Here is a 23,548-nt window from a genome sequence, read left to right as displayed (position 1 = left end):
AGCCCTTTTCCACATTGCTGCCAAGCCATTCAGTCCTACAGCACAGCCCCCATCGCCTTGATCAACACCGGGTCGCGCGCGTAGATATCCGGCGCGTACACCAGACTGCCCTGGCGATCCACTTCCACCGTCCAATAGCCCAGCAGCACCGGTACCGGCGTGGCCAGCCTGAATTCATGGGTCACGCCGGTGGCCAGCAACTCGTCGGTGCGCGTGCGTTCGGCCGGGCTGACCAGCAGATCGCGCAATAACAACGGTTGCTCAACGCGCACGCACCCCGAGCTGAACGCCCGTGGCCCCTTGGTAAACAGCGGCTGGCTCGGCGTGTCGTGCAGGTACACCGAATACGGGTTGGGAAAGCGCATCACGATCTTGCCCAACGGGTTACGCGGCCCCGCCTCCTGGCGCAGCAAAATATTGCCAGGGTGAGCCCAGTCGACCTGCTCGGGTGCCAGCGGGTGGCCTTCGGCGTCGAGCACTTGCAGGTTCTGCTGGCGCAGATATTCCGGGTTGAGGCGGATGGCCGGCAGCTTGTCCTCGCGCATGATGGTGGGTGGAATGGTCCACGTGGGGTTGAGGGTCAGCCGCGTGATACGTGACTTGAGCAGCGGCGTCTGACGCTCGGCGCGGCCCACTTGCAGGCGGGTTTGCCACACCGGAATGCCGCTCTGGTACACGCTCAGTTGCGCGGCCGCGACGTTGACCACCACGCCTTCGGGCTCCAGGTCCTGGGCCAGCCAGCGGAACCGCTCGAGGTTGATGCGCAACTGGTCGCGGCGCATCGCCGGGCTGATATTGAGTTCGGCCACGGTGCCGGCGCCGATCACCCCGTCGGACTGCAAGGAATGGCTGAGCTGGAAGGCCTTGACCGCAGCGACCAGTTCGGCGCGGTACTGCTTGGCGCTGCCCTTGGGTTCCTGGGTCAGGTAACCGCCGCTGTAGAGCCGACGCGCCAGTTCCGGCACCCGTGGGTCTTCCATGCCGGGGCGCAACAGCGGCCCGTCGCCGACTGCCTCCCAATGCGGCAACGGCTGCTGGCGCATGCTGGAATAAGCGTTACGCAGGCTGCGATACAAATCCGCGCTGGGCCGCGCCTGGTCGAACGCCAGGGCCATGTCCCGCAGGCCGGTGGCGGCGAAGGCAAGCAACGCGGTGTTTGGATCGACGGCCGGCGGCTGGGCGTGCCACAGCGGTTCGAAGCGCGACTGCTGCAGGCGCCCGTAATGCAAGTCCTGCAGGGCTTGCAGGTACTGCTGGCTGACTGCGATATCGCTGCACAGCACGTTGGCCGTGGCATCTGCGCTGGGCAAGCTATAGTGGGTGGGGTCCAGGCCGTCGTCGGCCAGCATCAGCAATTGGCTGTGCAAGGCTTGCCGGCGCGCGTCATCCGACCACAGCGGCGTGTCGCCCTGCTGCTGGTAAAAGGCTTGCAGACGCAATTGTGCGGTGGCATCAATACGCGGCGCGAGCTGCGGGCAGACACTGGGCAACTGCGCCAGGGCTTGTTGCAGCGGCGCCAAGTCAACCGGCGCAGGCGTCGTGACCGGCAGCGGTTCCAGCGGCAGCGTTTCGGCTGTGGCGACCAGTGGTGTAACGAGCAGGCAAATGCTCAAGTAACATGCGTGTTTTTTGAACAATTGACTTAGCTCCACTCCACAGCGGGGAAATCGACTGTAGATGCTGACTTTTATCCGCCGGCTCGGCATCACCAAACTGGGCTTGATCACCGGGAGCCTGGCGTTACTGAGCAATGTTGCGCTCGCCGCCAATGGCCCCCCTCCTTCTTTGTATAGCAGCCTGGCGCGCTCGGCTCCAGAACTCAATCCCATCGTGCTGAAAAGCGCGCTGAACGCGGTGCAATGCGCCGTCAGCAACGGCGAGGAACGTTCCGATCGCCTGGCGGTGATTGACTACTCCCAGCCCTCGACCGCCCGTCGGCTGTGGATCTTCGATCTGCGCAAGAAAACCCTGGTGCTGCGCGATCTGGTGGCCCACGGTGCCAAATCCGGTGAAAACTTCGCCACCGCGTTTTCCAATCTCGAAGGCAGCCACCAGTCCAGCCTGGGCCTGTTCCGCACCCAGGAAAGTTACCTCGGCACCCACGGCTACTCGCTGCGCATGGACGGCCTGGAGCCCGGTTTCAATGACCTGGCCCGCGACCGCGCCATTGTGATTCATGCCGCCGACTACGTCAGCCCGTTGTGGAGCAAGCGTGAAGGCCGTATCGGCCGCAGCCAGGGCTGCCCGGCGGTGCGCCCGCAAGTCGCGCGCCAAGTGGTGGACAAGCTCAAGGACGGGCAGTTCATGTTCTCCTGGTACCCCGACCAGCGCTGGTTGAAGTCTTCGACCTATCTCAATTGCAAACCCCAACAGGTGGCGAGTAGTCGTACAATCCGTGGCGGATAGCCTGTCCCCACCGATAAAAGAGAGCGTCGCATGCTTCTACATAAATCCACCTGGATCGAGATCGGGCAGTTTCTGGAGCGCAGCCGCACGGTGGTGATCCCCATCGGCTCCAACGAACAACACGGCCCCACCGGCCTGCTGGGTACCGACTGGATGTGCCCGGAGATCATCGCCGTCGAGGCGCAGAAGAATGCCGACATCCTGGTCGGCCCCACCTTCAATATCGGCATGGCCCAGCATCACCTGGGCTTTCCCGGCACCATCTCGTTGCGCCCTTCCACCTTTATCGCCGCGATCGGCGACTGGGTGCGCTCGCTGGCCGGGCATGGCTTCGACAAGATCCTGTTCCTGAACGGCCACGGCGGCAATATTGCCACCATCGAAGCGGCGTTTTCCGAACTCTATGCCGAAGCCAGCTATGCCCGCCGCCCGGCCGGCTTTGCGCTGAAACTGGTCAACTGGTGGGATTTGGAGGGCGTCACCGACCTGGCGCAGCGCCAATTCCCGGTGGGCCATGGCAGCCACGCGACACCGTCGGAGATCGCCGTGACGCAATGGGCCTATCCGGACTCGATCAAGTCAGCCGATTACGCGCCGAAAATCGCCAACACCGGCCCGATCCGCGAGGCCCTGGACTTCCGCGCCCGCTTCCCCGACGGGCGCATGGGCTCGGACCCGGCATTGGCGACGGTGGAAAAAGGCGGTGAATTGGTGACGCTGGCAGCGCAAGGGCTGGTCAAGACCGTGAACAGCTTCAGCAACGAAGCAAAGCCCTGAATCGAACGCCATCCAAATGTGGGAGGGGGTTTGCTCCCGATAGCGGTGGGTCAGCTACAGTTTTGCTGACTGACATACCGCCATCGGGAGCAAGCCCCCTCCCACATTTGGGTCAGTGTGATCCTGGGTTACTGGCAATCCTGCGCCGCCTGCTCGAGCCGCGACGGCTTGAGTGCCGAAGCCAGGGGCTTGCGCTCATACAGGAACACCTTGGTGCCGTCCTGGGATTTGTAGGCTTCCAGCACATCATCCGCCGCGACCTTGCTGGTCAACAGCACCTTGGCGTGGCGTGAGTTCTGGGTCACGGTCGAGGTGATGCCGTGCTTTTCAAGCTTGGGCAATACGCATTGCACATAGCCTTCAGGAGTCTTGGTGGTTTGCAGGGTCAGCGAGGGGGCATTGGGCGCCGTGATACAACCGGTCAGCAGCAGGGAAGCAGAGGCCAGGGCCGGGGCGAAAAAAGAGCGCATAAACATTCCTGAAAATAACAGATAGGTTTGCATCGGCCCGCGTATCAACCGGCGCGGACCAAGGCTTTTAGCGACGCATCGAACTGCTTCAAGGCATCTTGTTGTACATCTCGCTGCTGCTCGATCTGCGCGGCGATCTCGAGTGCTGACTTGTCATGCACCCACACCGACGGCACCTGCTTATCCACCGAGCCTTCGGCCTTGGCGATGTATTGCAGGTCGGCGTCATAGAACCGCGCGGTAAAGCGCGCCTCGACCACGTCATTACGCGGTGTCAGCAGCTGGCTATGGGTATCGAGCACCACCACCACGTCCGGATGCGCCTGCACCAAGTCATCCAGGCTGGCATAGACCGTGACCGAGACAAATGTGCCTTGCAGCGAGTGCATCAGCCAGTCGATGGCCAGTTCCGGATCGGAGCTGTTGACGAACGCCTCGCGAATGCGTGCATCCAGGGCATCCTTGGCGCCATTCAGCGCCATAGCGTGGTAGCGCTCGAGGTAGCTGAGGTTGTCGCGTGTGTTTTCGCTGTACAACACCCCCACCGACTGCGCGCGCTGCAGGGAGTCTACGCTAGCAACGAGTGGCAGCAAATGGCCTGTACGCAGCTCATCGGCAATCGCCGGGTTGGCCAGCACCGCAGTGCCGAGCATCAGGGTCATCAAAGCCAGCTGGATTATTGTCCTCATCGCGCAGTTCCTTGAGCAGCGTTTCGATGAGCGGATTCTGCGCCTTTGCCATAAAAACAGAACTTGTGATCCTTGATGGTGACTATCATTTGAACCGATAGTGTCAGGCAGCCCAGCCCCATAAAACCTATAAGGACCACGCCATGAAGCCTCACCAGAAAACCTTCGACCGCATCCGCGAAGCCGTATTGCCGGAGTTTCGCGAGCGGGTCGCCGATTACCTGGTCGAATATGAAAATGTGCTGCTGAACGAGGCCAGTGGCGCCGACGAACAAGCCTCCAGTGCCCAGCAGCTGCGTGGCTACCTGCGCGGCTTGAATACCACGCGCGTGCTGGGCATGGCGGACTGGGAAGACCTGGACCGGCGCGTCGCGCAAATCAACGAAAGCGCTACACCCCAAGGCGTGGCTGGTTGACCCACGCCTGCACCGACGGCCTTTGCCACTGACGCCGCGCGTACGCCACCAGCTCGGCGGGCACCGCGTCGCCGTTGAGGATCAGGCGATTGAGCATCAGCGCCAGGTCCACGTCGACGATCGACCAGCTGCCGAACAGGTAATCCGGGTTACCCGCCAGCAACCCCTGCGCCACGCTGATCAACTTGTCTGCCGCCGTGCCGGCCAGTGGCGACAAGGGCGGCATCTTCTGCCCGCAGAACACCACCAGCGTCGAACGCTCCTGGCGGATCGGCAGCAAGTCACTGCGCAGCCACGCTTGCACCTGCCGCGCCCTCGCCCGCTGCTGCAGGTCGACGGGGTAAACGCTCGTCTCGGGGTAGGCTTCGTCCAGGTATTCAGTGATTGCCGAGGATTCCGACAGGGAGAACTCGCCGTCCTCCAGCGTCGGCACCCGCTGGGTCAGTGACAAACGCGCATGACCCGCAGCCTGGTGCTCGCCGGCGTCCAGGTCCAGCGGCACGATTTCAAATGCCAGGCCTTTTTCCTGCAGCGCGACGAACACCGACAGGGCATAAGGGCTGGTAAACAGCGAATCAACGTAGAGGCGCAGCGGACGGTGGCTCATGGACGAACTCCTTGAAATGAGCGTTAACGCTACGAGATCCCTGGCGATAAAGACAATGCGCGGTTTTTATGGGGGCATTCCTGCTGGGAATAGCGCGGCCTGACCAAAAGCTGATTAAGCGCGCCGGAGCCTGTACCTGCGCGACGCGGCAAAGTGCCGATTAATGTTATACAATAACACATCTTTTTCACCCAGCCTTGTGAACCGCCCCCATGCCTGACGCTGTTGCCCTACGCCCACGCTTGCTTTCCATTGACGCCCTGCGCGGCCTGGTGATCCTGTTCATGTTGCTCGACCATGTGCGCGAAACCTTCCTGCTGCACCGCCAGGTGGGCGACCCGATGAGCATCGACACGACCGAGCCGGCGCTGTTTTTCAGCCGTACCCTCGCCCATCTGTGCGCGCCGGTGTTTGTGCTGCTCACCGGTTTGTCGGCCTGGTTGTATGGCCAGAAATACCAGGGCCGGCGTGCGGTGTCGGCATTTTTGTTCAAGCGGGGTCTGTTTCTGGTGGTGTTGGAGTTCACGCTGGTCAACTTCGCCTGGACCTTCCAGTTGCCGCCCAGTGTGATTTACCTGCAGGTGATCTGGGCGATTGGCGTGAGCATGCTCGCCCTCGCCGCGCTGGTGTGGTTACCGCGCCCGTTGCTGATCACCCTGGCGCTGGCGATCATCGCCGGGCATAACCTGCTCGATGGCGTGCATTTCGCGCCCGGATCGGCCTTGCAGATTGCCTGGTCGATCCTGCATGAGCGCAGTTGGATCGAGGTGTCCGATACCCTGCGCCTGCGCGTGACGTACCCGGTGCTGCCGTGGATCGGCGTGATCGCCCTGGGCTACGGCCTCGGCCCATGGTTTGCGAATGACGTGCTGCCCGCCGTGCGCCAGGGTTATTTGCTGCTGGCGGGTGCCGGTGCGTTGCTGGGTTTCGTGCTGCTGCGGGCGGCCAACGGCTATGGCGAAAAATCCTGGCAGGCCTATGACAGCGGCGTGCAGACATTGATGAGCTTCTTGAACATCACCAAATACCCGCCTTCGCTGTTGTTCCTGGCGCTGACGCTGGGCGTCGGCCTGCTATTGCTGCTGGCGTTCGAACGGGCCGGGCAGAAACGCTGGATCAGCATCCTTGCGGTATTGGGCGCGGCGCCGATGTTCTTTTATCTGCTGCACCTGTATATGCTCAAACTGTTGTATGTCGCTGCCGTCGCTTCGTTTGGGTTGAATCACGGCAATTACTTCGGTTTCGACAGCATGGGCGCCGTGTGGTTGGTCGCGTTGGCGCTGCCTCTGGCGTTGTATCGGCCGGTGCGCTGGTTTGCCGGGCTTAAGGCGCGGCGCAGGGATATCACTTGGCTCAAATATTTTTGAGGCAATGACTCAGGGTCGTTCGAATTGGCGGCGTAGCGCTTCGATTTGCTCACGGCGAACGCAACCCTGCAGATGATCATTGACCATCCCCATCGCCTGCATCAACGCATACATCGTGGTCGGTCCGACAAAGGTCCAGCCACGTTTCTTCAGCGCCTTGGACAGTCGCACCGAAGCCGGTGACGTCGGGTTGGCCGTCCAGTACGCCATGTCCACCAGCGCCGGGCGCTCCTCGGGGTCGGGCTCGAAAGACCACACCCAGCGCGCCAGGGAACCGGTCTCGCTGACCAGCTCACAGGCGCGGCGCGCATTGTTGATCGTGGACAGGATCTTCGCCCGGTTTCGCACGATACCGGGGTCGTTCATCAAGCGTTCGATCTGCGCCTCGCCGTACTGCGCCACCTTGTGAAAATCAAAGCCGTCGAATACCTGCCGAAACTGCTCGCGCTTGCGCAAGATGGTGATCCAGGCCATACCCGCCTGAAAACCTTCCAGGCAAATCTTCTCGTACAACTGGATGTCATCCGCCACGGGCACGCCCCACTCGTGGTCGTGGTACTGCGGGTATTGCGGCGCGGCGTTGCGCCACGCGCAGTGGGTGCGCCCGGTTTCGTCCGTTGTCAGCCCTGATGGGTCCATTTATCACCTCGCATGCCGAGCGCGGATGATATGCAAAAAAATTTGCGCCCCGTCAACCGCTCAAGCATCGCGGTTGCAGGCCGACCGGTCAGACCGGTACCGCTCAGTCGCCGAATATGTGCTTGTGGTTTGAAAAAAACCGGGCGTAGACTGGCCGCGCACTGGACTTACCGGTAAGACCACAACAATTAAGCCCTGGAACCACCAGGGCACCGAATAGAGATCCTTCCCATGCTCAGATGGTGCTCGCGTTCGATTTTCCTGCAAGTCGTGATTGGCCTGATGCTCGGCGTCATTTGCGGCCTGGCCCTTCCCGAATTCTCCTCGCAACTCAAACCCCTGGGTGATGGCTTTATCAAGCTGATCAAAATGCTGATCGGCCTGATCGTGTTCTGCGTAGTGGTCAGCGGCATTTCCGGCGCCGGCGACTTGAAGAAAGTCGGGCGCATCGGCTTGAAGTCAGTGATCTACTTTGAAGTGCTGACCACCGTCGCCCTGGTGCTCGGCCTGATCATGGCCTTCAGCACCGGCATCGGCAGCGGCGCGAATATTCATCTGGAGCAACTGTCATCCGCCGGCCTGAATGAACTGGCCGACAAGGGCCAGCACATTCGCGGCACCAGCCAGTTCCTGATGGACCTGATTCCCAACTCGGTGATCGGTGCCTTTGCCGAGAATAACGTGCTGCAGGTGCTGTTGTTTTCCGTGCTGTTCGGCAGCGCGCTGAACCTGGTGGGTGAAGCGGCTTCCGGGATCTCGCGACTGATCAATGAATTGAGCCATGTGATCTTTCGCATCATGGGCATGATCGTGCGCCTGGCGCCGATTGGCGTGTTCGGCGCCATCGCGTTCACCACCAGCACCTACGGCCTGGACTCCCTGCAACACCTGGGCAGCCTGGTGGGCCTGTTCTACCTGACCTGCTTTGCCTTCGTCGGGCTGATCCTGGGCCTGGTGATGCGCCTTTCCGGGCTGCGCATGCTGCCGCTGCTCAAGTACCTGCGCGAAGAGCTGCTGATCGTGATGGGCACGGCGTCGTCCGACGCGGTGCTGCCGCAGATCATGCGCAAGCTGGAGCATCTGGGTATCGGCAGCTCCACCGTTGGCCTGGTGATTCCTACCGGCTACTCGTTCAACCTGGATGGTTTTTCGATCTACCTGACCCTGGCCATCGTGTTTATCGCCAACGCCACCGGTACCCCGCTGTCGATGACCGACTTGCTGACCATCCTGCTGGTCTCGTTGATCACCTCCAAAGGCGCCCACGGTATTCCGGGCTCGGCGCTGGTGATTCTGGCGGCAACGCTTACGGCGATCCCGGCAATTCCGGTGGTCGGCCTGGTGCTGGTCCTGGCGGTGGACTGGTTCATGGGCATTGGCCGCGCCTTGACTAACCTGATCGGCAACTGCGTCGCTACCGTGGCGATTGCGCGCTGGGAAAAAGACATTGATATCCAGCGTGCCAACAAGGTGCTCGACGGCCAGCAGGGCTATGCGTTCCAGGCCAAGAAGCCGGTGGTGCCGGCGCATCAGGAGTTCTGAAGGCGACACAGGCCAATCTGGGAGGGATTCTGTGACTGACACACTGCTATCGGGGGCAAGCCCCCTCCCACATTTGCCCAGTGTCAGCCTGACAATCGTATTCGCAACATTAAAGGAGATAACGACGTGATCAGCACCTCAACCGTCGTCAATTCAGTCGTAGAAAAACTGCGCGCCGCCCTGGCGCGCGGCCAGTGGCGGCGTGGGGAAATGCTGCCCGGCCAGCGTGAACTGGCTGAACAGATGGGCATCAGCCGCCCGAGCCTGCGTGAAGCGGTGATTGTGCTGGAGACCCTCGGCCTGGTGCGCTCCATGCCTGGCAAAGGCGTGGTGGTGCTGGAAACCAGCGTCAGCGGGTCGCAGTCGAGCGACGCGGTGGCGGATGCCAGCCTGGAAGACATCCTGCAACTGCGCTACACCCTCGAGCCCTTCATCGTCGGTCTGGTCGCCCAGTCCATCAGCAGCAAGGAAATCGGCCAACTGCGCCTGACCCTGATGGACATGCGCGAAGCCCTCGATGCCGACGATGCCGAAGCCGGCATGAACGCCTATATCGGCTTTCACGAAGAACTGTTCGCCCTGACCTCCAACCCGATTTTCCAGAACGTGGTGCAACAAACCAGCAACGCGCTCAAGCAAAGCGCCCAGGTGCTGCGCAATTCCCCTGAACACCTGGCCGAGCGCCTGCGCGAGAACGAGGCGGTGGTGCGAGCCATCCGTAACAAGAACAGCGCCCTGGCCAGTGCCGAAATGCGTCGGCACATCCTGCAGGAAGGCCTGCGCATGGGCATCCGCTTGAACATCCCGGACGACCATCTGGGCAGTTGATACTCTGGAGACCAGCCATGAACGCTCACGCGCTGCAACGCGACCCCCTCCTTCCCGCACTGCGTCTGGTAGCGGGCAAAAAGCCCTCGGTGGATGACATTTACCCACGCCTGTTCGATGCGATCCTTGAGCAGCGCATCGCCCCGGCCAGCCGCTTTACCGAAGAAAGCCTGGGTGAAACCTTTGGGGTGAGCCGCAGTGTGATTCGTCGGGTGCTGGCCAAACTATCCCATCAGCAGGTGATCATCCTGCGCCCCAACCACCGCGCCCAGGTGGCGGCGCCGGATGCACACCAGACGCGACAGATCCTCGAAGCGCGGCGCCTGACTGAAATTACCGTGGTGCAACTGGTGTGCGCCCAGGCCACCGGTGCACAGCTACGTCAGCTACGGGAATTGATCAGCCGCGAACGCGACTGCATCGAGCGCGACCAGCGCGGGCCGGCGCTGCGTTTGTCGGGGGAGTTTCACCTGTTATTGGCCGCTATCGCAGGCAATGGCCCGCTGGCCCAGTTCCTCAACAGCCTGGTGCCGTTGACGTCGTTGGTGATTGCCCAATATGAAGCGAAAGCCTGCACGTATTGCGCGTGGCAGGAGCATGTGGCGATTGTGGATGCGATCGAGCAGCGCGACATAAGCGCTGCGGTGGGCTTGATGACCCAGCATCTGGATCACCTGGAAAGCAAATTACTCAAACACCCTTGAGCTGATCGTTCCCGCGCTCTGCGTGGGAATGCCGCTGGGGACGCTCCGCGTCCCGACTGAGAGCGGGCGACGCGGAGCGTCACGGGAGGCATTCCCACCCAGAGCGTGGGAACGATCAGTGTGGGAGGGAGCAAGCCCCTTCCACATGGGTACTACGAACGCATCATGCCGGCTGCAACACCGACTGACCGCTCAACGCCAGGTCCAGCAACTCACGGTTGGCCACCGCATACATGGCGTAGTCCGTGCCAACCGCTGCACGAATTTCCACCATCATTGCGCGCCAGCGATCAGCCATGTCCTGGTGCTGCTCAAGCCACAGGGCCACGCGGGCTTCCATGTCTTGTGGCGCGTCGGCCATTTGCAGTACCGAAATGGTGATCGCCCGTTGCTGCCAGTCCACGTCGTCGCGGAAGGCTTCGCGGGCCTGGGCCTGCCAGTTGTTGGCCACCGGCAGGTCGCTGATCTGCTGCAGGTACCACGGCAGGTCCAGGGCGCTGCCGACGGCGAAGTAGGCCTTGGCCACTTCGGCGGCGTCATGCCCGGTCACGTCGGCGGCTTCGATGATCGGCAGCAGGGTGTACAGGTGGGTCGTGCCTGCAACCATGCGCGCCAACAACTCCGGAACGCCGGCCTGGGTGTAGGCCTGGTAACGGTTCTGCCAGCCTTCACGGGTCGGGCCTTCCAGCAGTTCGTCGAGCTTGAGGCCCAGCGCCGCCAGGTGCGGACCGAAATGCGCGGTATCACGCCCGGCGTCCTGCTCGTTGCGACGGCTGCGCAGGAACCAGCGCGTGGCGCGACGGCCCAGGCGCATCAGCTCATCCATCAGCTCCAGTTGCACATCGGCGGACACCTGGTGATCCAGGGCTTCGATCTGACGGAACCAGTGCGGAAGGTGGAAGATGTCGCGCACGATCACATAGGCGCCAGCCACGTTCGCCGGGCTCATGCCGGTCGACTCTTTGAGCCGTTGAACGAAGGTGATGCCCATGTGGTTGACCAGGTCGTTGGCGATCTGGGTGCTGACGATCTCGCGCTTGAGGCGGTGACGACGCATGGCCTCGGAGAACTTGGCCACCAGGCTCGGCGGGAACGCGGTCTCCATGTCACGGGTCAGGTACTCGTCATCCGGTACCTGGGACTTGAGCAGCGCTTCCTTGAGGTCGATCTTGCTGTAGGAAATCAACACCGACAGCTCCGGACGCGTCAGGCCCTTGCCATCTGCAGCGCGCTCGGCGAGCTGCTCCTCGGTCGGCAGGTACTCGATGGCGCGGTCCAGCTTGCCACGGCCTTCCAGGTCGCTCATCAGGCGCTTGTACTCGGCGGCACGCTCGTAAGCCTTGCGCGCGGCCAGCGACAGGGCCTGGGTCTGCTTGTAGTTGTTGCCCAACACCAGGCTGCCGACTTCGTCGGTCATGCTCGCCAGCAACTGGTTGCGTTGCTTGTCGGTCATGTCGCCGGCCTGCACCACTTCGTTGAGCAGGATCTTGATGTTCACTTCGTGGTCGGAGCAGTCCACGCCACCGGCGTTGTCGATGAAGTCGGTGTTGGAACCGCCGCCATTGAGGCCGAATTCCACACGGCCCAGCTGGGTCATGCCCAGGTTACCGCCCTCGCCCACCACCTTGCAGCGCAGCTCGTTGCCGTTGACGCGCAGCGCATCGTTGGCCTTGTCGCCCACATCCGCGTGGCTCTCGGTGCTGGCCTTGACGTAGGTACCGATACCGCCGTTCCACAACAGGTCCACCGGCGCCTTGAGCAAGGCGTTGAGCAGTTCGGTCGGGGTCAGCTTGTCGGCCTTGATGTCAAAGCGCTCTTTCATCTGTGGCGAGATGGCAATGCTCTTCGCGCTGCGCGAGAAGATACCGCCGCCTTCGGACATGATGCTGGTGTCGTAGTCGGTCCAGGCCGAACGCGGCAGTTCGAACAGGCGCTGGCGCTCGACGAAGCTGGTTGCCGGGTTAGGGTTCGGGTCGATGAAAATGTGCAGGTGGTTGAAGGCCGCGACCAGTTGCAGCTTGTCGGACATCAGCAAGCCGTTACCGAACACGTCACCGGCCATGTCGCCGACGCCCACCACGGTGATGCTGTCTTCCTGCACATTGATGCCGCGCTCACGGAAGTGACGCTGCACGCCGACCCACGCGCCCTTGGCGGTGATGCCCATTTTCTTGTGGTCGTAACCGGCCGAACCGCCGGAGGCGAACGCGTCACCGAGCCAGAAGCCGTAGTCGATGGCGATGCCGTTGGCGATGTCGGAGAAGGTCGCAGTGCCCTTGTCCGCCGCCACCACCAGATACGGGTCATCGTCGTCATGGCGCACGACATTGGCCGGCGGTACCAGGGCGCCGTCTTTCAGGTTGTCGGTGATGTCCAACAGGCCGGAAATGAAGATGCGGTAGCAGGCGATGCCCTCGGCCGCGATCTCGTCACGGCTGCCGCCCAACGGCAGGCGACGCGGCAGGAAGCCGCCCTTGGCGCCCACCGGCACGATCACCGAGTTCTTCACTTGCTGGGCTTTTACCAGGCCGAGCACTTCGGTACGGAAGTCTTCTTCACGGTCGGACCAGCGCAGGCCGCCACGGGCCACGTTGCCAAAGCGCAGGTGCACGCCTTCGACGCGTGGCGAGTAGACGAAGATTTCAAACTTCGGCACCGGCTTGGGCAGCTCGGGGATTGCATGGGGATTGAACTTGAAGCTGAAGTACGACTTGTTCTGGCCGTTGGCGTCAGACTGGTAGAAGTTGGTACGCAGGGTCGCCTTGATCAGGTCGAGGTAGCGACGCAGGATGCGGTCTTCGTTGAGCACCTGAACGTCGTCCAGGGCGCTGAGGATCGCTTGTTCCAGGCGTTGCTGCTTGTCTTCCAGGTCATCGGCGGTGAGCTTGCGCGCCAGGTAGAAGCGTGTCTTGAACAACCGGGTCAACTCGCGGGCGATGTCGGTGTGGTTGTTCAGGGTGCTGGCGATGTAGCCGAGGTCGAAGCCCAGGCGGATCTGCTTCAGATAACGGGCGTAAGCGCGCAGCAGCGCCACGTCACGCCATGGCAGGCCGGCGGTGAGCACCAGGCGGTTGAACGCATCGTTCTCGGCATCGCCGTGGACGATATGCACGAACGCGTCCTGCAGGGTGTCGTTGAGCTGCTGGATATCCAGGTTCACGCCTTCGGCGGCGATGAACGCGAAATCATGGATCCAGAACTCACGGCCATTGGCGTGGCGCAGGCGATACGGGAACTCACCCAGCACACGCAGGCCGAGGTTCTCCAGGATCGGCAGCACGTCGGACAGCGCCAGCGGGGTGTCGGCGTGATACAGCTTGCAATGCAGCTCGCGCTGGCCGGAAACCTGGCCCAGCGGCTGATAGAAACTCATCACCAGCGGGTTGGCTTCGGTGAGGCTGAGCAGATGCTGCATGTCGACCACGGCCGAGTGCGCGGCGAAACGCTCGCGGTAGCCGGCCGGGAAACCTTTCGGGAAGTCCGCCAGCACATTGGTGCCGTGGGCTTCGCCGAAGCTTTCCACCACCAGGCTGGCGTAGTCGTCCTGCCAGCTGCGGCAGGCCTGCACCACTTCTTTTTCCAGCTGCAGCGGGTCGATGTCCAGGCGGTTCTTCGGGTCAACCCGCAGGATCAGCTGCACACGGGCCAGCACGGATTCGGAGAAGAAGGTCCAGAATTCGCAGTCCGAGGCTTTCAGGCGATCCATCAGCACTTGCTGGATTTTCTGGCGCACTTCGGTGGAATAGATGTCACGCGGCACGTAGGCCAGGCAGTAGCAGAAACGGCCGTACGGGTCTTTGCGCAGGAATACGCGGATCTTGTTGCGTTCCTGGATCTGCACGATCGACATCACCGTGCTGAACAGCTCATCGACCGGGGTCTGGAACAGGTCGTCACGCGGCAGTACTTCCACCACCTGGGCCAGTTCTTTACCCAGGTGCGCCTTGGCCTGGAAGCCCGAGCGGCGCTCGATTTCCGCGACCTTGCGGCGGATGTAAGGGATCACCCGCACGCTTTCGCCGTACACCGAGGAGGTGTACAGGCCCATGAAGCGGTGTTCCTTGATGACCTTGCCGTCGGCGCTGATCTCGCGGATCGACACGTAGTCCGGATAAGCCGGGCGGTGCACACGGCTCGGGTGTGCCGCCTTGGCGAACGACAGCACGGTCGGTTCGCGCAGGTAGGCCACGGCGTAGTCTTCGATGCGCAGGTCTTCGGCGGTGAGGCCGGCGCGCAGCAGTTTGGTCAGACCGAGGAAAGAGCTGGCGTCATATTCGATATGACCGCCGTCCGCCTCGTCACGTACCACGAACTCTTCGTAGCCAAGGAAAGTGAAATGGTTGCCCACCAGCCATTCGAGGAAGTTCTTGATCTCGGCTTTTTCTTCGCCGTCGATCACAAACGCGCTGGCGTCGACACCGGCCAGCAGGTCCTGGACCTTGGCTTTCATCGGCTCGAAATCGGCCACGGCCACGCGCACTTCGCCCAGCACCTGCTCGAGCTCTTTGCTCAACACATTCAATTCGGCGGCGTTGGCGCAGCGGTCGATCTCCAGGTACATCAGCGACTCTTGCAGGATGCCTTCGCCCTGGGTGCCCTTGGGCAGGATTTCCAGCAGCTCGCCCTTGCTGCCACGGCGCACGCTGAGCACGGTGGTTTGCAGGGTGTGGATGCTGTAGCCACGGCGGTTGAGCTCGGTACGTACCGAGTCCACCAGAAATGGCAGGTCATGGTGCAGCACTTCGACCGCGGTGTGGGTCGACTGCCAGCCATGACGTTCATAATCGGGGTTGTAGACCCGCACTTGCGGTTGGGTGTGGTCGAAGCGCTCAAGCAGGCGCCAGGCAGACAGGGTGCAACCGGCCAGGTCGGAAAGGCGACGCTGGGTCAGTTCGTCCAGGGAAATGATGCCGAAGAATTGCTCAGCGAACAGCGCCACTTGTGGCAGTGCCTGTTCACTGATGTGCTGCGCCAGTGCCGCTTGCAGTTGGTGCTGGAAGTCGGCCTTGCTGGCTGCGGTGAAGAACGCCATCTGTGGTACTCCGCTTGGGCTTGTTATTGATGGAAGCGTCGCGTGTTATCCCCTTGCGGGGAGACCGTCAGCTCTGTTCTGGTCGTGATGACAAGCACCATAAACCAATCAGAGTGACAGGTGGGTGAAGCTGGACAAGACAGTCAGGTCACATACAACTTCCACAAGATGCACACCGCGCCGGGTGACGGTACGACGGGCAGGTCAGGCGCCTGGCACGGGGCACATCCGTTGCGCAGCTTAACGAGTGTAGGAAGCCGGCTGCTTGCGGTGCTGCGACATATTCGGTCATCGGTAAGCAGGTGTGGGGTTGCGACTTGGGCAACCGGCAATATTCAGGCCCGCCAGTATCAAAAATGACTGCTTTGGCCCGCCAGGTCATGCACTCGGTCTGACACACAATGCAGCATAAAATTCGCCGCAATGGCACAATCACCCGGCGCAAACGCCCTCCTCCACACAGGATTCCCCATGCTGCAACTGAAAACCGATGCCCTGATAGCGACGCCGTGCGACGACGAAGAAGACCGCATGGCCATGCTCTGCTGCCACGGCAAGAACGGCGAGATGTTCATGCTGAGCCGGTATCCGGATGAAGACGAGGTGGAACTGACCTGGGATTACGAGCCTTCGACCCTGGATGGGCTGAAAGTCACCTTGGGCGACACCCGCTTATTGATCGAACTGGCGGCCGGCGATGCGGATGCGCTGGGGGGCAAGGATCAGTTGCAGATCACCCACACCACGGCCGCCTCCGACCTGGCCGAAGTCGAGCAAACCCTGCAGAACATCCTCAAAGGCACTGGCACCTACACGCGGATTTAAGCTGCACCCAGGATCAAATGTGGGAGGGGGCTTGCTCCCGATTGCGGCGGGCCAGTCATATAGAAGTGCCTGACACACTGTCATCGGGAGCAAGCCCCCTCCCACATTGACCGCACTCCACACAAATTTCCTACAAGTTTTGCCAAAAATACCCGTCACGCCGTTAGTCGCCGCACCCCACGATGCATTAAAGTAAGCGCCCCAGGCCGGTGTTTTTCCCTGACACCCGGGCTCATCTTTCCAGGAACCGTCATCGATGGAACATCGTGAAGCGCTGCTTGCGCTGCGAACCTTTCTTTCTACGCAGATTCTCGGCCAGGAAAAACTCATCGATCGCCTGCTGATCGCCCTGCTCGCCGACGGCCATATGCTGGTCGAAGGCGCGCCGGGCCTGGCCAAGACCAAGGCCATCAAAGAGCTGGCCGAAGGTATCGAAGCGCAGTTTCATCGCATCCAGTTCACCCCCGACCTGTTGCCCGCCGACATCACTGGCACCGAAATCTATCGCCCGGAAACCGGCAGCTTCGTCTTTCAACAGGGGCCGATCTTTCACAACCTGGTGCTGGCGGACGAAATCAACCGCGCACCGGCCAAGGTCCAGTCGGCGCTGCTCGAGGCCATGGCCGAGCGCCAGGTCAGCGTGGGCCGCAGCACCTACGAGCTGTCGCCGCTGTTTCTGGTGATGGCCACGCAGAACCCCATCGAGCAGGAAGGCACCTACCCTCTGCCGGAAGCTCAGCTCGACCGTTTCCTGATGCACGTCAAGATCGGCTTTCCGGATGCCGCCGTCGAACGGCGCATCCTGCAACAGGCGCGTGGCGAAGCGCTCAACGGCGAAACCAAGCCCGAGCGCCGCGTCAGCCAACAGGCGATCTTTGCCGCGCGCAAGGAAATTCTCGGCCTGTACATGGCCGATGCGGTGGAGGAATACCTGGTGCAGTTGGTCATGGCCACGCGCACCCCGGCCAAGTTCGACCCGGAAATGGCCGAGTGGATTGCCTACGGCGCCAGCCCGCGCGGCTCCATTGCCCTCGACCGTTGCGCGCGCGCCCATGCCTGGCTGGCCGGCCGCGACTTCGTCAGCCCCGAAGACATCCAGGCGGTGTTGTTCGACGTGTTGCGCCACCGCATCATCCTGTCGTTCGAGGCCGAAGCCGCAGGCGTTGACCAGGACCGCGTGGTGCAACGCATTCTTGACGTCGTTGCCGTCGCTTGAAGCCGATGAACGCGAGCGCGGGCATCCACGTCACGCTCAGTGAGCTGATCGAGATGCGCCATCGTGTGCGTGAAGTGCAATTGTTTTCCACCCCCGGCCAGCGCAGCCCGTTGATCGGCCTGCACCACTCCAAGCTACGCGGGCGCGGTGTGGATTTTGACCAGGTGCGCGTGTACCAGGCCGGGGACGACGTGCGCACCATCGACTGGCGCGTGACCGCACGCACCCAGGAGCCCCACACCAAGCTGTTCCACGAAGAGCGCGAGCGGCCGATTTTCATCATGGTCGAGCAAAGCTGCCGGCTGTTTTTCGGCTCGGGGCAGATGTTCAAGTCGGTGCTCGCCGCACAAGCTGCCAGCCTGATCGGTTGGGCCGCGCTGGGGCACAACGACCGCGTGGGCGGCCTGGTGTTCGGCGACAGCGAGCATTACGAAATCAAACCCCGGCGCAGCAAGCAAAGCCTGCTGCAACTGCTCAACCGCCTGGTGCGGGTCAACCAGAGCCTGAACACCGAAAGCCTTCCTGAAGCCGACGCGCTGGGCATGGCCCTGCGCCGTGGCCGCGAAGTGCTGCGCCCGGGCAGTCTGGGCATTGTGATCTGTGATGAGCGGGCGCTGACTGAAGGCGCCGAACAGCAGTTGAGCTTGTTGTCGCGCCATTGCGACCTGCTGCTGCTGCCCATCTCCGACCCGCTGGACCATGCCCTGCCCGCCGCAGGACTGCTGCGTTTCGCGCAACGAGGCGCGCAACTGGAACTCGATACGCTCAATTTCGATTTGCGCCAGGCCTACAAGGCCCAGGCCGAAGCGCGCATCGCCCGCTGGGAGTTGCTCGCGCAAAAGCTGCGCGTCTTGTTAATGCCGTTGAGCACCCAGAGTGAAATGGTCGAGCAACTGCGCGAATACCTCAACCCGCAACGCCCGGTCAGAAAACAATGAGCAGCCTCGACCAACTGCAACCGCTGATCGCCCCGCCAGCCATCGGCTTCTGGCCGCCCGCGCCGGGCTGGTGGCTGTTGTTGCTGCTGCTCCCGATGCTGGGCTGGGGCCTGTGGTGGCTGCGCCGTTTCCTGCCCACGCGCCGCCCCGTGGCCCGCGCCGAACAACCGCTGGACCCGCTGCGCATTGCGGCCCTGGCCGAGCTGGCGCTGATGCCCAAACCTTATGACGGCGCGCCCGCCGGGGCCTGGCTGCAGCAACTCAATGGCTTGCTCAAGCGCCTGTGCCGCAACGACTACCCCTACAGCCAAAGCCACACCCTCAACGGCCGCAAATGGCTGGCGTTCCTCGATAACCGCTGCCCCGCCGCCGGCCTCACGCGCTGGATGGTGCTGGTCGAAGGCGCCTACAAGCCCGAATGCAAACTCGACGACAAAGCCATCGCTGGCCTGACCCAAGCCGTCGACACCTGGATTCGCAAACATGTTTGAGTTCGCCTGGCCGTGGATCTTCGCCCTGTTGCCGTTGCCGTGGTTGATGCGCCTTGTCCTGCCAGCGGCCGACAGTGGCGAACCCGCGTTGAAAGTCAGCTACCTTAACGACCTCGAAAGCCTGGCCCGGCGACGCGCTCGGGTGAACCTGCCGGGCTGGCGCCAGCAGGCACCGTTCGTAGTGCTGTGGCTGTTGCTCTTGACCGCCGCCGCCCGCCCGGAATGGCTCGGCGAGCCGCTGCCGATTGCCGCCAGTGGCCGCGACTTGCTGGTGGCGGTGGATGTCTCCGGCTCCATGGATTTTCCCGACATGCACTGGCAGGACGAAGACGTCAGTCGCCTGGCGCTGGTCCAGCACTTGCTCGGGGATTTTCTCGAGGGCCGTGAAGGCGACCGTGTGGGCCTGATCCTGTTCGGCAGCCAGGCCTACCTGCAAGCGCCGCTGACCTTCGACCGGCGCACCGTGCGCACTTGGCTGGATGAAGCGCGCATCGGCATCGCCGGCAAGAACACCGCCATCGGCGACGCCATCGGCCTGGCCCTGAAACGCCTGCGCCAGCGCCCGGCGCAAAGCCGCGTGCTGATCCTGGTGACCGACGGCGCCAATAACGCCGGGCAAATCGACCCGCTCACCGCTGCGCGCCTGGCCGCTGAAGAAGGCGTGAAAATCTACCCGATCGGCATCGGCGCCGACCCTGAGCAAACCGGCTCCCTGGGCATTCTCGGCGTGAACCCGAGCCTGGACCTCGACGAACCGGCGCTGAAGGCCCTCGCCGAGGCGACGGGCGGCCAGTATTTCCGCGCCCGTGATGGCAACGAGCTGGAACAGATCAAGACTACTCTCGACACCCTCGAGCCCGTCGAACAGCAGCCCACCCAGGCCCGCCCGGCCCACGCGTTGTACAGCGGCCCGCTGGCCCTGGCGCTGCTCCTCAGCCTGTTGCTGGTGGTGCACGAACGCTGGCCGAACAACGCCTTGCAGCGGCTGTACACCAAACTGTCGAGCAAGGGCATGTTCCTGCCACAGAGCCCGGAATGGCGCCAGCGCCTCAAGCGCCTGCGCTTGCGGAGGCGTCGATGATCGCTTTGTGGCCGCACTGGTTGCGCCCCTGGTGGCTGTTGCTGCTGCCGCTGCTCGGCTGGTTGCTGTGGCAACTGTGGCACCGGCAAAAACGCGCCGGGCGCTGGCAGCTCATCCTGCCCCAGGCCTTCCATGCCACGCTGCTCAGTGGCGGCAACGGCCGCGAAAGCAAATCGCCCTGGGTGGTACTGGGCATCGCCTGGCTGCTGGCGTTGCTGGCGCTGCTGGGGCCCAGTTGGCAACGGGTTGAACAACTCAGCCAGAAGCCTTCCGACCCGCTGGTGGTGCTGCTGGAACTCACCCCGCAAATGCTCGCTACCGACAGCCCGCCCAACCGTCTCGAACAGGCGCGGCGCAAGCTGTATGACTTGCTGCAGGCACGCACCGATGCGCAAACCGCCATCGTCGTGTATGCCGGCAGCGCCCACACCCTGGTGCCACTGTCGGATGACCTGGCCACCAGCCGTAACCTGCTTGAAGCGCTGCGCCCCTCGATCATGCCCGAGCCTGGCCACCGCGCCGACCTGGCCGTGGAAAAAGCCCTGGCCCTGCTCAAGCACGGCGGCCTCGGCCAGGGGCGCCTGCTGCTGATCGGCTCGTCGCTGTCCAAACAGGAGCGCCAGGGTATCCGGTTGCTGTTGCAAGGCAGCCAGGCGCCGAGCTTGTCGATCCTCGGCATCGGCAGTCGTGAAGGCACGCCAGTCACCCAGGAAAGCGGCGAATTCCTCAAGGACGAACAGGGCGCGATCCTGATCCCACGCCTCGACAGCCCGACCCTCAAGGCGTTCGCCAGCGAAATGGGCGGCCGCTACCGGGCCGCGCGCCTGGACGACAAAGACCTGCGCCAACTCGGCGTACTCGACCCGCCCCAAGCCTTGCGCGACGACGGTCAACTGCTGCGCCTGGACACCTGGGCCGACCAGGGTTACTGGCTGCTCCTGCCGCTGCTGCTGTTGGCCGCCTGCGCCGGGCGCCGCGGCTGGCTGTTCTGCCTGCCGCTGCTGTTGATGGCCGCACCGCAGCCCAGCTATGCCTTCGAATTCCAGGACCTGTGGCTGCGCCCCGACCAGCAAGGCCAGTACCTGCTGAAGAAAAAACGCCCGGCCGAGGCCGCCGAACGCTTCCAGGACCCGCAATGGCAAGGCGTGGCCCTGTACGAAGCCGGTAACTATGCCGAAGCCATCAAGCGTTTTGCCCAGGGTGACAACGCCTACGCCCACTACAATCGCGGCAATGCCCTGGCCCGATCGGGTGAGCTGGAAGCTGCGATCGATGCCTACGAACAGGCGCTGGAAGCCCAGCCCGATCTGCAACCGGCCCTGAAGAACAAGGCGCTGGTGGAAAACCTGCTGCGCGAACAAGCCCAGCCTGAGCCTGACGAACCGGCAAAAAACCAGGATGACGAAACCACCCAACCCGGCCAAACTGCGCAACCGGGCGCCGACGGACAAAATGCCCAGGGTGGCGAACAATCCACTCAGGGTCAGGGCCAAGCTGCCAACGGCGCCACCGACACCGCTGGCGCGCCGCCAACCGACGGTAACGACGTGCCAGGCAGCGAGCTGGGCGACGAGCAAACCACCACGCCGCCGCTACGCCCCGCCGATGCGAGCCTTGAGGGCGAACATCGCCAGGCGTTGGAGCAATGGCTGCAACAGATCCCGGACAACCCCGGTGAACTGCTGCGACGCAAATTCTGGTACGAACAGCAACAACATCAGGACAAGACTCGATGAGCCGCCGCACCACCCTTCTGCTCTTGCTCGCCTTGTCGGCAGGCCACGCCCAGGCGGCGAACCTGGTCGCCAGCGTCGACCGCAGCCGCCTCAACTCAGGGGAAACGGTGGAGCTGACGGTGGAATCCAGCGACGTGACCCAGTTCGGCAAGCCCGACCTGTCGCCCCTGGATGCGCAGTTCGAAGTCAGCGGCACGCGCCAGATCAACCAGCTCACCACCCTGGGCGGCGATAACCACGCGACCACGCGCTGGATCATCACCCTGCTGCCCCGGGAAAACGGCACCGTGGTGATCCCGCCGCTGCAAGTGGGCGACCTCAAGACCCAGCCGATCACCCTGCAAGTGCTGGAGACCGCCAGCCAGAACACCAGCGCCGAACTGGCACCGGTGTTTGTCGAAGCCAATCTCGACCAGACCAGCGTTTACGTGCAGGCCCAGGCCCTGTTGACGGTGCGCGTGTATCACTCGGTGTCGCTGTATGACGACAGCAGCCTCACGCCACTGCAAATCCCCGACGCACGGGTCGAGCAATTGGGCGAGTCGCGCACCTATGAAAAAGTCATCAACAGCATCCGCCATGGCGTGATCGAAACCCGCTACGCGATCTATCCGCAGCACAGCGGGGCTTTGGCAATTGGAGCGCAGACCTTCAGCGCGACCCTGGTGGAATCGCGCCCTCCCCAGGAGAACACGCTGCAGGGCACCAAGCCGGGCAAGCTGATCCACGCCAGCTCAGCGCCGCTTGCGCTGACGGTCAAGCCCAAGCCCGAGTTCTACCCCGCCGACACGCCCTGGTTGCCGGCGCGCAGCCTGAGCCTGGATGAAGCCTGGAATCCCACGCCTGAGCATGTGCAGGTCGGTGACTCGCTGACGCGCAGCCTCACGGTCAAGGTCGAGGGCCTGTCCAGCGCGCAACTGCCGGCGCTGCCCAGTACCGACGTCAACGGCCTGCGGCGTTACCCGGACCAACCGGTGCTGGGCAACCAGACCAGCGACCGTGGCGTGATCGGCAGCCGCGAGGACCGCGAGGCACTGGTGCCCACGCGTGCTGGTGCGCTGGAATTGCCCGCCGTGGAGGTGGTGTGGTGGAACACCCACGAAGACCATCTGGAACGCACCAGCCTGCCGGCCCGCACCCTGCAAGTCGCGGTCAACCCGAGCCTGCTGGTAGACACCCCCGCCACGCCGACCGTCATCACCGCGCCGGATGACGAACGCCTGTGGCTGTGGCAGCTCAGCACCTTGCTGCTGGCCTGCACCACCTTGCTGGGCTTCGGCCTGTGGTGGCGCGCCCGCCGCCAACCCGCCGTGCAACGCGCCGCGCAAACCGGCCCCAGCCCGCGCACCCTGCTCGACGACCTCAAGCGCGCGACCCAAGCCAACGACCCCCACGCCACCCGCCAGGCCCTGGATGCCTGGGCCCGCCAACAACCGGAAACCCTCGCCGACATGGCGGCGCGGTTCGTGCCGCTGTCGGATGCGTTGGACGGGTTGAACGGCGCGCTGTACAGCGAAAGTGGCCAGTATTGGCTGGGTGAAGACCTGTGGCGCGCAATCAAAGCCATCCCCGTGGCCGAGCGCGTACAAGACCCGGCCACCGATACCACCAGCTTGCCGCCGCTTTACCCCAAATAACCCCTGACACGAGGCAAGCCCCCACCTAAGATCGTTCCCACGCTCCCGCGTGGGAATGCAGCCCGTGACGCTCTGCGTCACGGCTGCTTGGCGGGACGCGGAGCGTCCCAGGAGGCATTACCACGCAGAGCGTGGGAACGATCAATA

At 63.0% G+C, this 23,548-nt stretch carries 20 protein-coding genes; 14 read left to right on the top strand and 6 right to left on the bottom strand.

The features are described from left to right. Positions 1 to 35 precede the first annotated feature (35 nt). Positions 36 to 1,637, bottom strand: a complete 1,602-nt coding sequence (locus C4J87_RS11640; RefSeq protein WP_124366897.1) for a murein L,D-transpeptidase — start codon at positions 1,635 to 1,637, stop codon at positions 36 to 38. Between the two features lie 40 nt (positions 1,638 to 1,677). On the opposite strand from C4J87_RS11640, the gene C4J87_RS11635 reads away from it, so the two are divergent. Continuing rightward, positions 1,678 to 2,406, top strand: coding sequence for a murein L,D-transpeptidase catalytic domain family protein (locus C4J87_RS11635; RefSeq protein WP_124362691.1), 729 nt, complete (start codon positions 1,678 to 1,680; stop codon positions 2,404 to 2,406). 30 nt (positions 2,407 to 2,436) lie between these two features. After that, positions 2,437 to 3,183: a creatininase family protein gene (locus C4J87_RS11630; protein WP_124366896.1), complete on the top strand. Its 747-nt coding sequence runs from the start codon at positions 2,437 to 2,439 to the stop codon at positions 3,181 to 3,183. Between the two features lie 128 nt (positions 3,184 to 3,311). Here C4J87_RS11630 and C4J87_RS11625 read toward each other — a convergent pair whose 3' ends face one another. Beyond that, entirely contained in the window at positions 3,312 to 3,653 is a 342-nt protein-coding gene (locus tag C4J87_RS11625) for a hypothetical protein (protein ID WP_124366895.1), read from the bottom strand. Between the two features lie 44 nt (positions 3,654 to 3,697). Next, complete coding sequence (locus C4J87_RS11620; RefSeq protein WP_124362688.1) at positions 3,698 to 4,342, bottom strand: ATPase; 645 nt, start codon at positions 4,340 to 4,342, stop codon at positions 3,698 to 3,700. Positions 4,343 to 4,485: 143 nt separating this feature from the next. Between C4J87_RS11620 and C4J87_RS11615 the strand changes: the two genes are divergently transcribed. After that, entirely contained in the window at positions 4,486 to 4,758 is a 273-nt protein-coding gene (locus C4J87_RS11615; protein WP_124362687.1) for a hypothetical protein, read from the top strand. On the opposite strand, the gene yfcF is transcribed toward C4J87_RS11615, so the two are convergent. Then, positions 4,733 to 5,365 carry a glutathione transferase gene (gene yfcF / locus C4J87_RS11610; RefSeq protein ID WP_124366894.1) on the bottom strand — a complete coding sequence of 211 codons (633 nt, stop codon included), beginning with the start codon at positions 5,363 to 5,365 and terminating at the stop codon, positions 4,733 to 4,735. The two genes, C4J87_RS11615 and yfcF, sit on opposite strands and share 26 nt — an antisense overlap. Before the next feature lie 212 nt (positions 5,366 to 5,577). Between yfcF and C4J87_RS11605 the strand changes: the two genes are divergently transcribed. Further along, positions 5,578 to 6,732: a DUF1624 domain-containing protein gene (locus tag C4J87_RS11605; RefSeq protein WP_124366893.1), complete on the top strand. Its 1,155-nt coding sequence runs from the start codon at positions 5,578 to 5,580 to the stop codon at positions 6,730 to 6,732. 9 nt (positions 6,733 to 6,741) lie between these two features. On the opposite strand, the gene C4J87_RS11600 is transcribed toward C4J87_RS11605, so the two are convergent. Further along, positions 6,742 to 7,371: a DNA-3-methyladenine glycosylase I gene (locus C4J87_RS11600; RefSeq protein WP_124366892.1), complete on the bottom strand. Its 630-nt coding sequence runs from the start codon at positions 7,369 to 7,371 to the stop codon at positions 6,742 to 6,744. Positions 7,372 to 7,602: 231 nt separating this feature from the next. On the opposite strand from C4J87_RS11600, the gene C4J87_RS11595 reads away from it, so the two are divergent. The 3 genes from C4J87_RS11595 (at position 7,603) to C4J87_RS11585 (ending at position 10,445) form a co-directional block, all read left to right on the top strand. Continuing rightward, a complete protein-coding gene (locus C4J87_RS11595) occupies positions 7,603 to 8,913 on the top strand; it encodes a C4-dicarboxylate transporter DctA (RefSeq protein WP_124362683.1) in 1,311 nt (436 codons plus the stop codon). 126 nt (positions 8,914 to 9,039) lie between these two features. Beyond that, positions 9,040 to 9,741 (top strand): FadR/GntR family transcriptional regulator, encoded by a 702-nt coding sequence (locus tag C4J87_RS11590; RefSeq protein ID WP_124366891.1) that lies wholly within the window; start codon positions 9,040 to 9,042, stop codon positions 9,739 to 9,741. 17 nt (positions 9,742 to 9,758) lie between these two features. After that, entirely contained in the window at positions 9,759 to 10,445 is a 687-nt protein-coding gene (locus C4J87_RS11585; RefSeq protein ID WP_124366890.1) for a GntR family transcriptional regulator, read from the top strand. A 163-nt stretch (positions 10,446 to 10,608) separates the two neighbouring features. On the opposite strand, the gene C4J87_RS11580 is transcribed toward C4J87_RS11585, so the two are convergent. Next, positions 10,609 to 15,477, bottom strand: a complete 4,869-nt coding sequence (locus tag C4J87_RS11580) for an NAD-glutamate dehydrogenase (protein WP_124366889.1) — start codon at positions 15,475 to 15,477, stop codon at positions 10,609 to 10,611. A gap of 471 nt (positions 15,478 to 15,948) precedes the next feature. Between C4J87_RS11580 and C4J87_RS11575 the strand changes: the two genes are divergently transcribed. The 7 genes from C4J87_RS11575 (at position 15,949) to C4J87_RS11545 (ending at position 23,401) form a co-directional block, all read left to right on the top strand. Next, the gene (locus tag C4J87_RS11575) at positions 15,949 to 16,302 is read left to right on the top strand and encodes a hypothetical protein (RefSeq protein WP_124366888.1); all 354 of its coding nucleotides are present in this window, start codon (positions 15,949 to 15,951) and stop codon (positions 16,300 to 16,302) included. Between the two features lie 256 nt (positions 16,303 to 16,558). Then, positions 16,559 to 17,518, top strand: coding sequence for a MoxR family ATPase (locus C4J87_RS11570; RefSeq protein WP_020301524.1), 960 nt, complete (start codon positions 16,559 to 16,561; stop codon positions 17,516 to 17,518). A 5-nt stretch (positions 17,519 to 17,523) separates the two neighbouring features. Next, positions 17,524 to 18,456: a DUF58 domain-containing protein gene (locus tag C4J87_RS11565; RefSeq protein WP_124362678.1), complete on the top strand. Its 933-nt coding sequence runs from the start codon at positions 17,524 to 17,526 to the stop codon at positions 18,454 to 18,456. Continuing rightward, positions 18,453 to 18,947, top strand: a complete 495-nt coding sequence (locus tag C4J87_RS11560; protein WP_124366887.1) for a DUF4381 domain-containing protein — start codon at positions 18,453 to 18,455, stop codon at positions 18,945 to 18,947. Before C4J87_RS11565 ends, C4J87_RS11560 begins: the two co-directional genes overlap by 4 nt. Then, the gene (locus tag C4J87_RS11555; RefSeq protein WP_124366886.1) at positions 18,940 to 20,028 is read left to right on the top strand and encodes a VWA domain-containing protein; all 1,089 of its coding nucleotides are present in this window, start codon (positions 18,940 to 18,942) and stop codon (positions 20,026 to 20,028) included. Before C4J87_RS11560 ends, C4J87_RS11555 begins: the two co-directional genes overlap by 8 nt. After that, positions 20,025 to 21,764, top strand: coding sequence for a tetratricopeptide repeat protein (locus C4J87_RS11550; protein WP_124366885.1), 1,740 nt, complete (start codon positions 20,025 to 20,027; stop codon positions 21,762 to 21,764). Before C4J87_RS11555 ends, C4J87_RS11550 begins: the two co-directional genes overlap by 4 nt. Next, on the top strand, positions 21,761 to 23,401 hold the full coding sequence (locus C4J87_RS11545; RefSeq protein WP_124366884.1) for a BatD family protein: 1,641 nt from the start codon (positions 21,761 to 21,763) through the stop codon (positions 23,399 to 23,401). Before C4J87_RS11550 ends, C4J87_RS11545 begins: the two co-directional genes overlap by 4 nt. Positions 23,402 to 23,548 lie beyond the last annotated feature (147 nt).

It is taken from the genome of Pseudomonas sp. R1-43-08, assembly GCF_003852255.1.
Taxonomy (GTDB): domain Bacteria; phylum Pseudomonadota; class Gammaproteobacteria; order Pseudomonadales; family Pseudomonadaceae; genus Aquipseudomonas.
This window is presented reverse-complemented; position numbering and strand designations above follow the sequence as displayed.

Coding starts and splice junctions, on each gene's coding strand:
- C4J87_RS11635 (WP_124362691.1), top strand. CDS start 1,678: ATGCTGACTTTTATCCGCCGGCTCGGCATCACCAAACTGGGCTTGATC.
- C4J87_RS11630 (WP_124366896.1), top strand. CDS start 2,437: ATGCTTCTACATAAATCCACCTGGATCGAGATCGGGCAGTTTCTGGAG.
- C4J87_RS11625 (WP_124366895.1), bottom strand. CDS start 3,653: ATGCGCTCTTTTTTCGCCCCGGCCCTGGCCTCTGCTTCCCTGCTGCTG.
- C4J87_RS11620 (WP_124362688.1), bottom strand. CDS start 4,342: ATGAGGACAATAATCCAGCTGGCTTTGATGACCCTGATGCTCGGCACT.
- C4J87_RS11615 (WP_124362687.1), top strand. CDS start 4,486: ATGAAGCCTCACCAGAAAACCTTCGACCGCATCCGCGAAGCCGTATTG.
- yfcF (WP_124366894.1), bottom strand. CDS start 5,365: ATGAGCCACCGTCCGCTGCGCCTCTACGTTGATTCGCTGTTTACCAGC.
- C4J87_RS11605 (WP_124366893.1), top strand. CDS start 5,578: ATGCCTGACGCTGTTGCCCTACGCCCACGCTTGCTTTCCATTGACGCC.
- C4J87_RS11600 (WP_124366892.1), bottom strand. CDS start 7,371: ATGGACCCATCAGGGCTGACAACGGACGAAACCGGGCGCACCCACTGC.
- C4J87_RS11595 (WP_124362683.1), top strand. CDS start 7,603: ATGCTCAGATGGTGCTCGCGTTCGATTTTCCTGCAAGTCGTGATTGGC.
- C4J87_RS11585 (WP_124366890.1), top strand. CDS start 9,759: ATGAACGCTCACGCGCTGCAACGCGACCCCCTCCTTCCCGCACTGCGT.
- C4J87_RS11580 (WP_124366889.1), bottom strand. CDS start 15,477: ATGGCGTTCTTCACCGCAGCCAGCAAGGCCGACTTCCAGCACCAACTG.
- C4J87_RS11575 (WP_124366888.1), top strand. CDS start 15,949: ATGCTGCAACTGAAAACCGATGCCCTGATAGCGACGCCGTGCGACGAC.
- C4J87_RS11570 (WP_020301524.1), top strand. CDS start 16,559: ATGGAACATCGTGAAGCGCTGCTTGCGCTGCGAACCTTTCTTTCTACG.
- C4J87_RS11565 (WP_124362678.1), top strand. CDS start 17,524: ATGAACGCGAGCGCGGGCATCCACGTCACGCTCAGTGAGCTGATCGAG.
- C4J87_RS11560 (WP_124366887.1), top strand. CDS start 18,453: ATGAGCAGCCTCGACCAACTGCAACCGCTGATCGCCCCGCCAGCCATC.
- C4J87_RS11555 (WP_124366886.1), top strand. CDS start 18,940: ATGTTTGAGTTCGCCTGGCCGTGGATCTTCGCCCTGTTGCCGTTGCCG.
- C4J87_RS11550 (WP_124366885.1), top strand. CDS start 20,025: ATGATCGCTTTGTGGCCGCACTGGTTGCGCCCCTGGTGGCTGTTGCTG.
- C4J87_RS11545 (WP_124366884.1), top strand. CDS start 21,761: ATGAGCCGCCGCACCACCCTTCTGCTCTTGCTCGCCTTGTCGGCAGGC.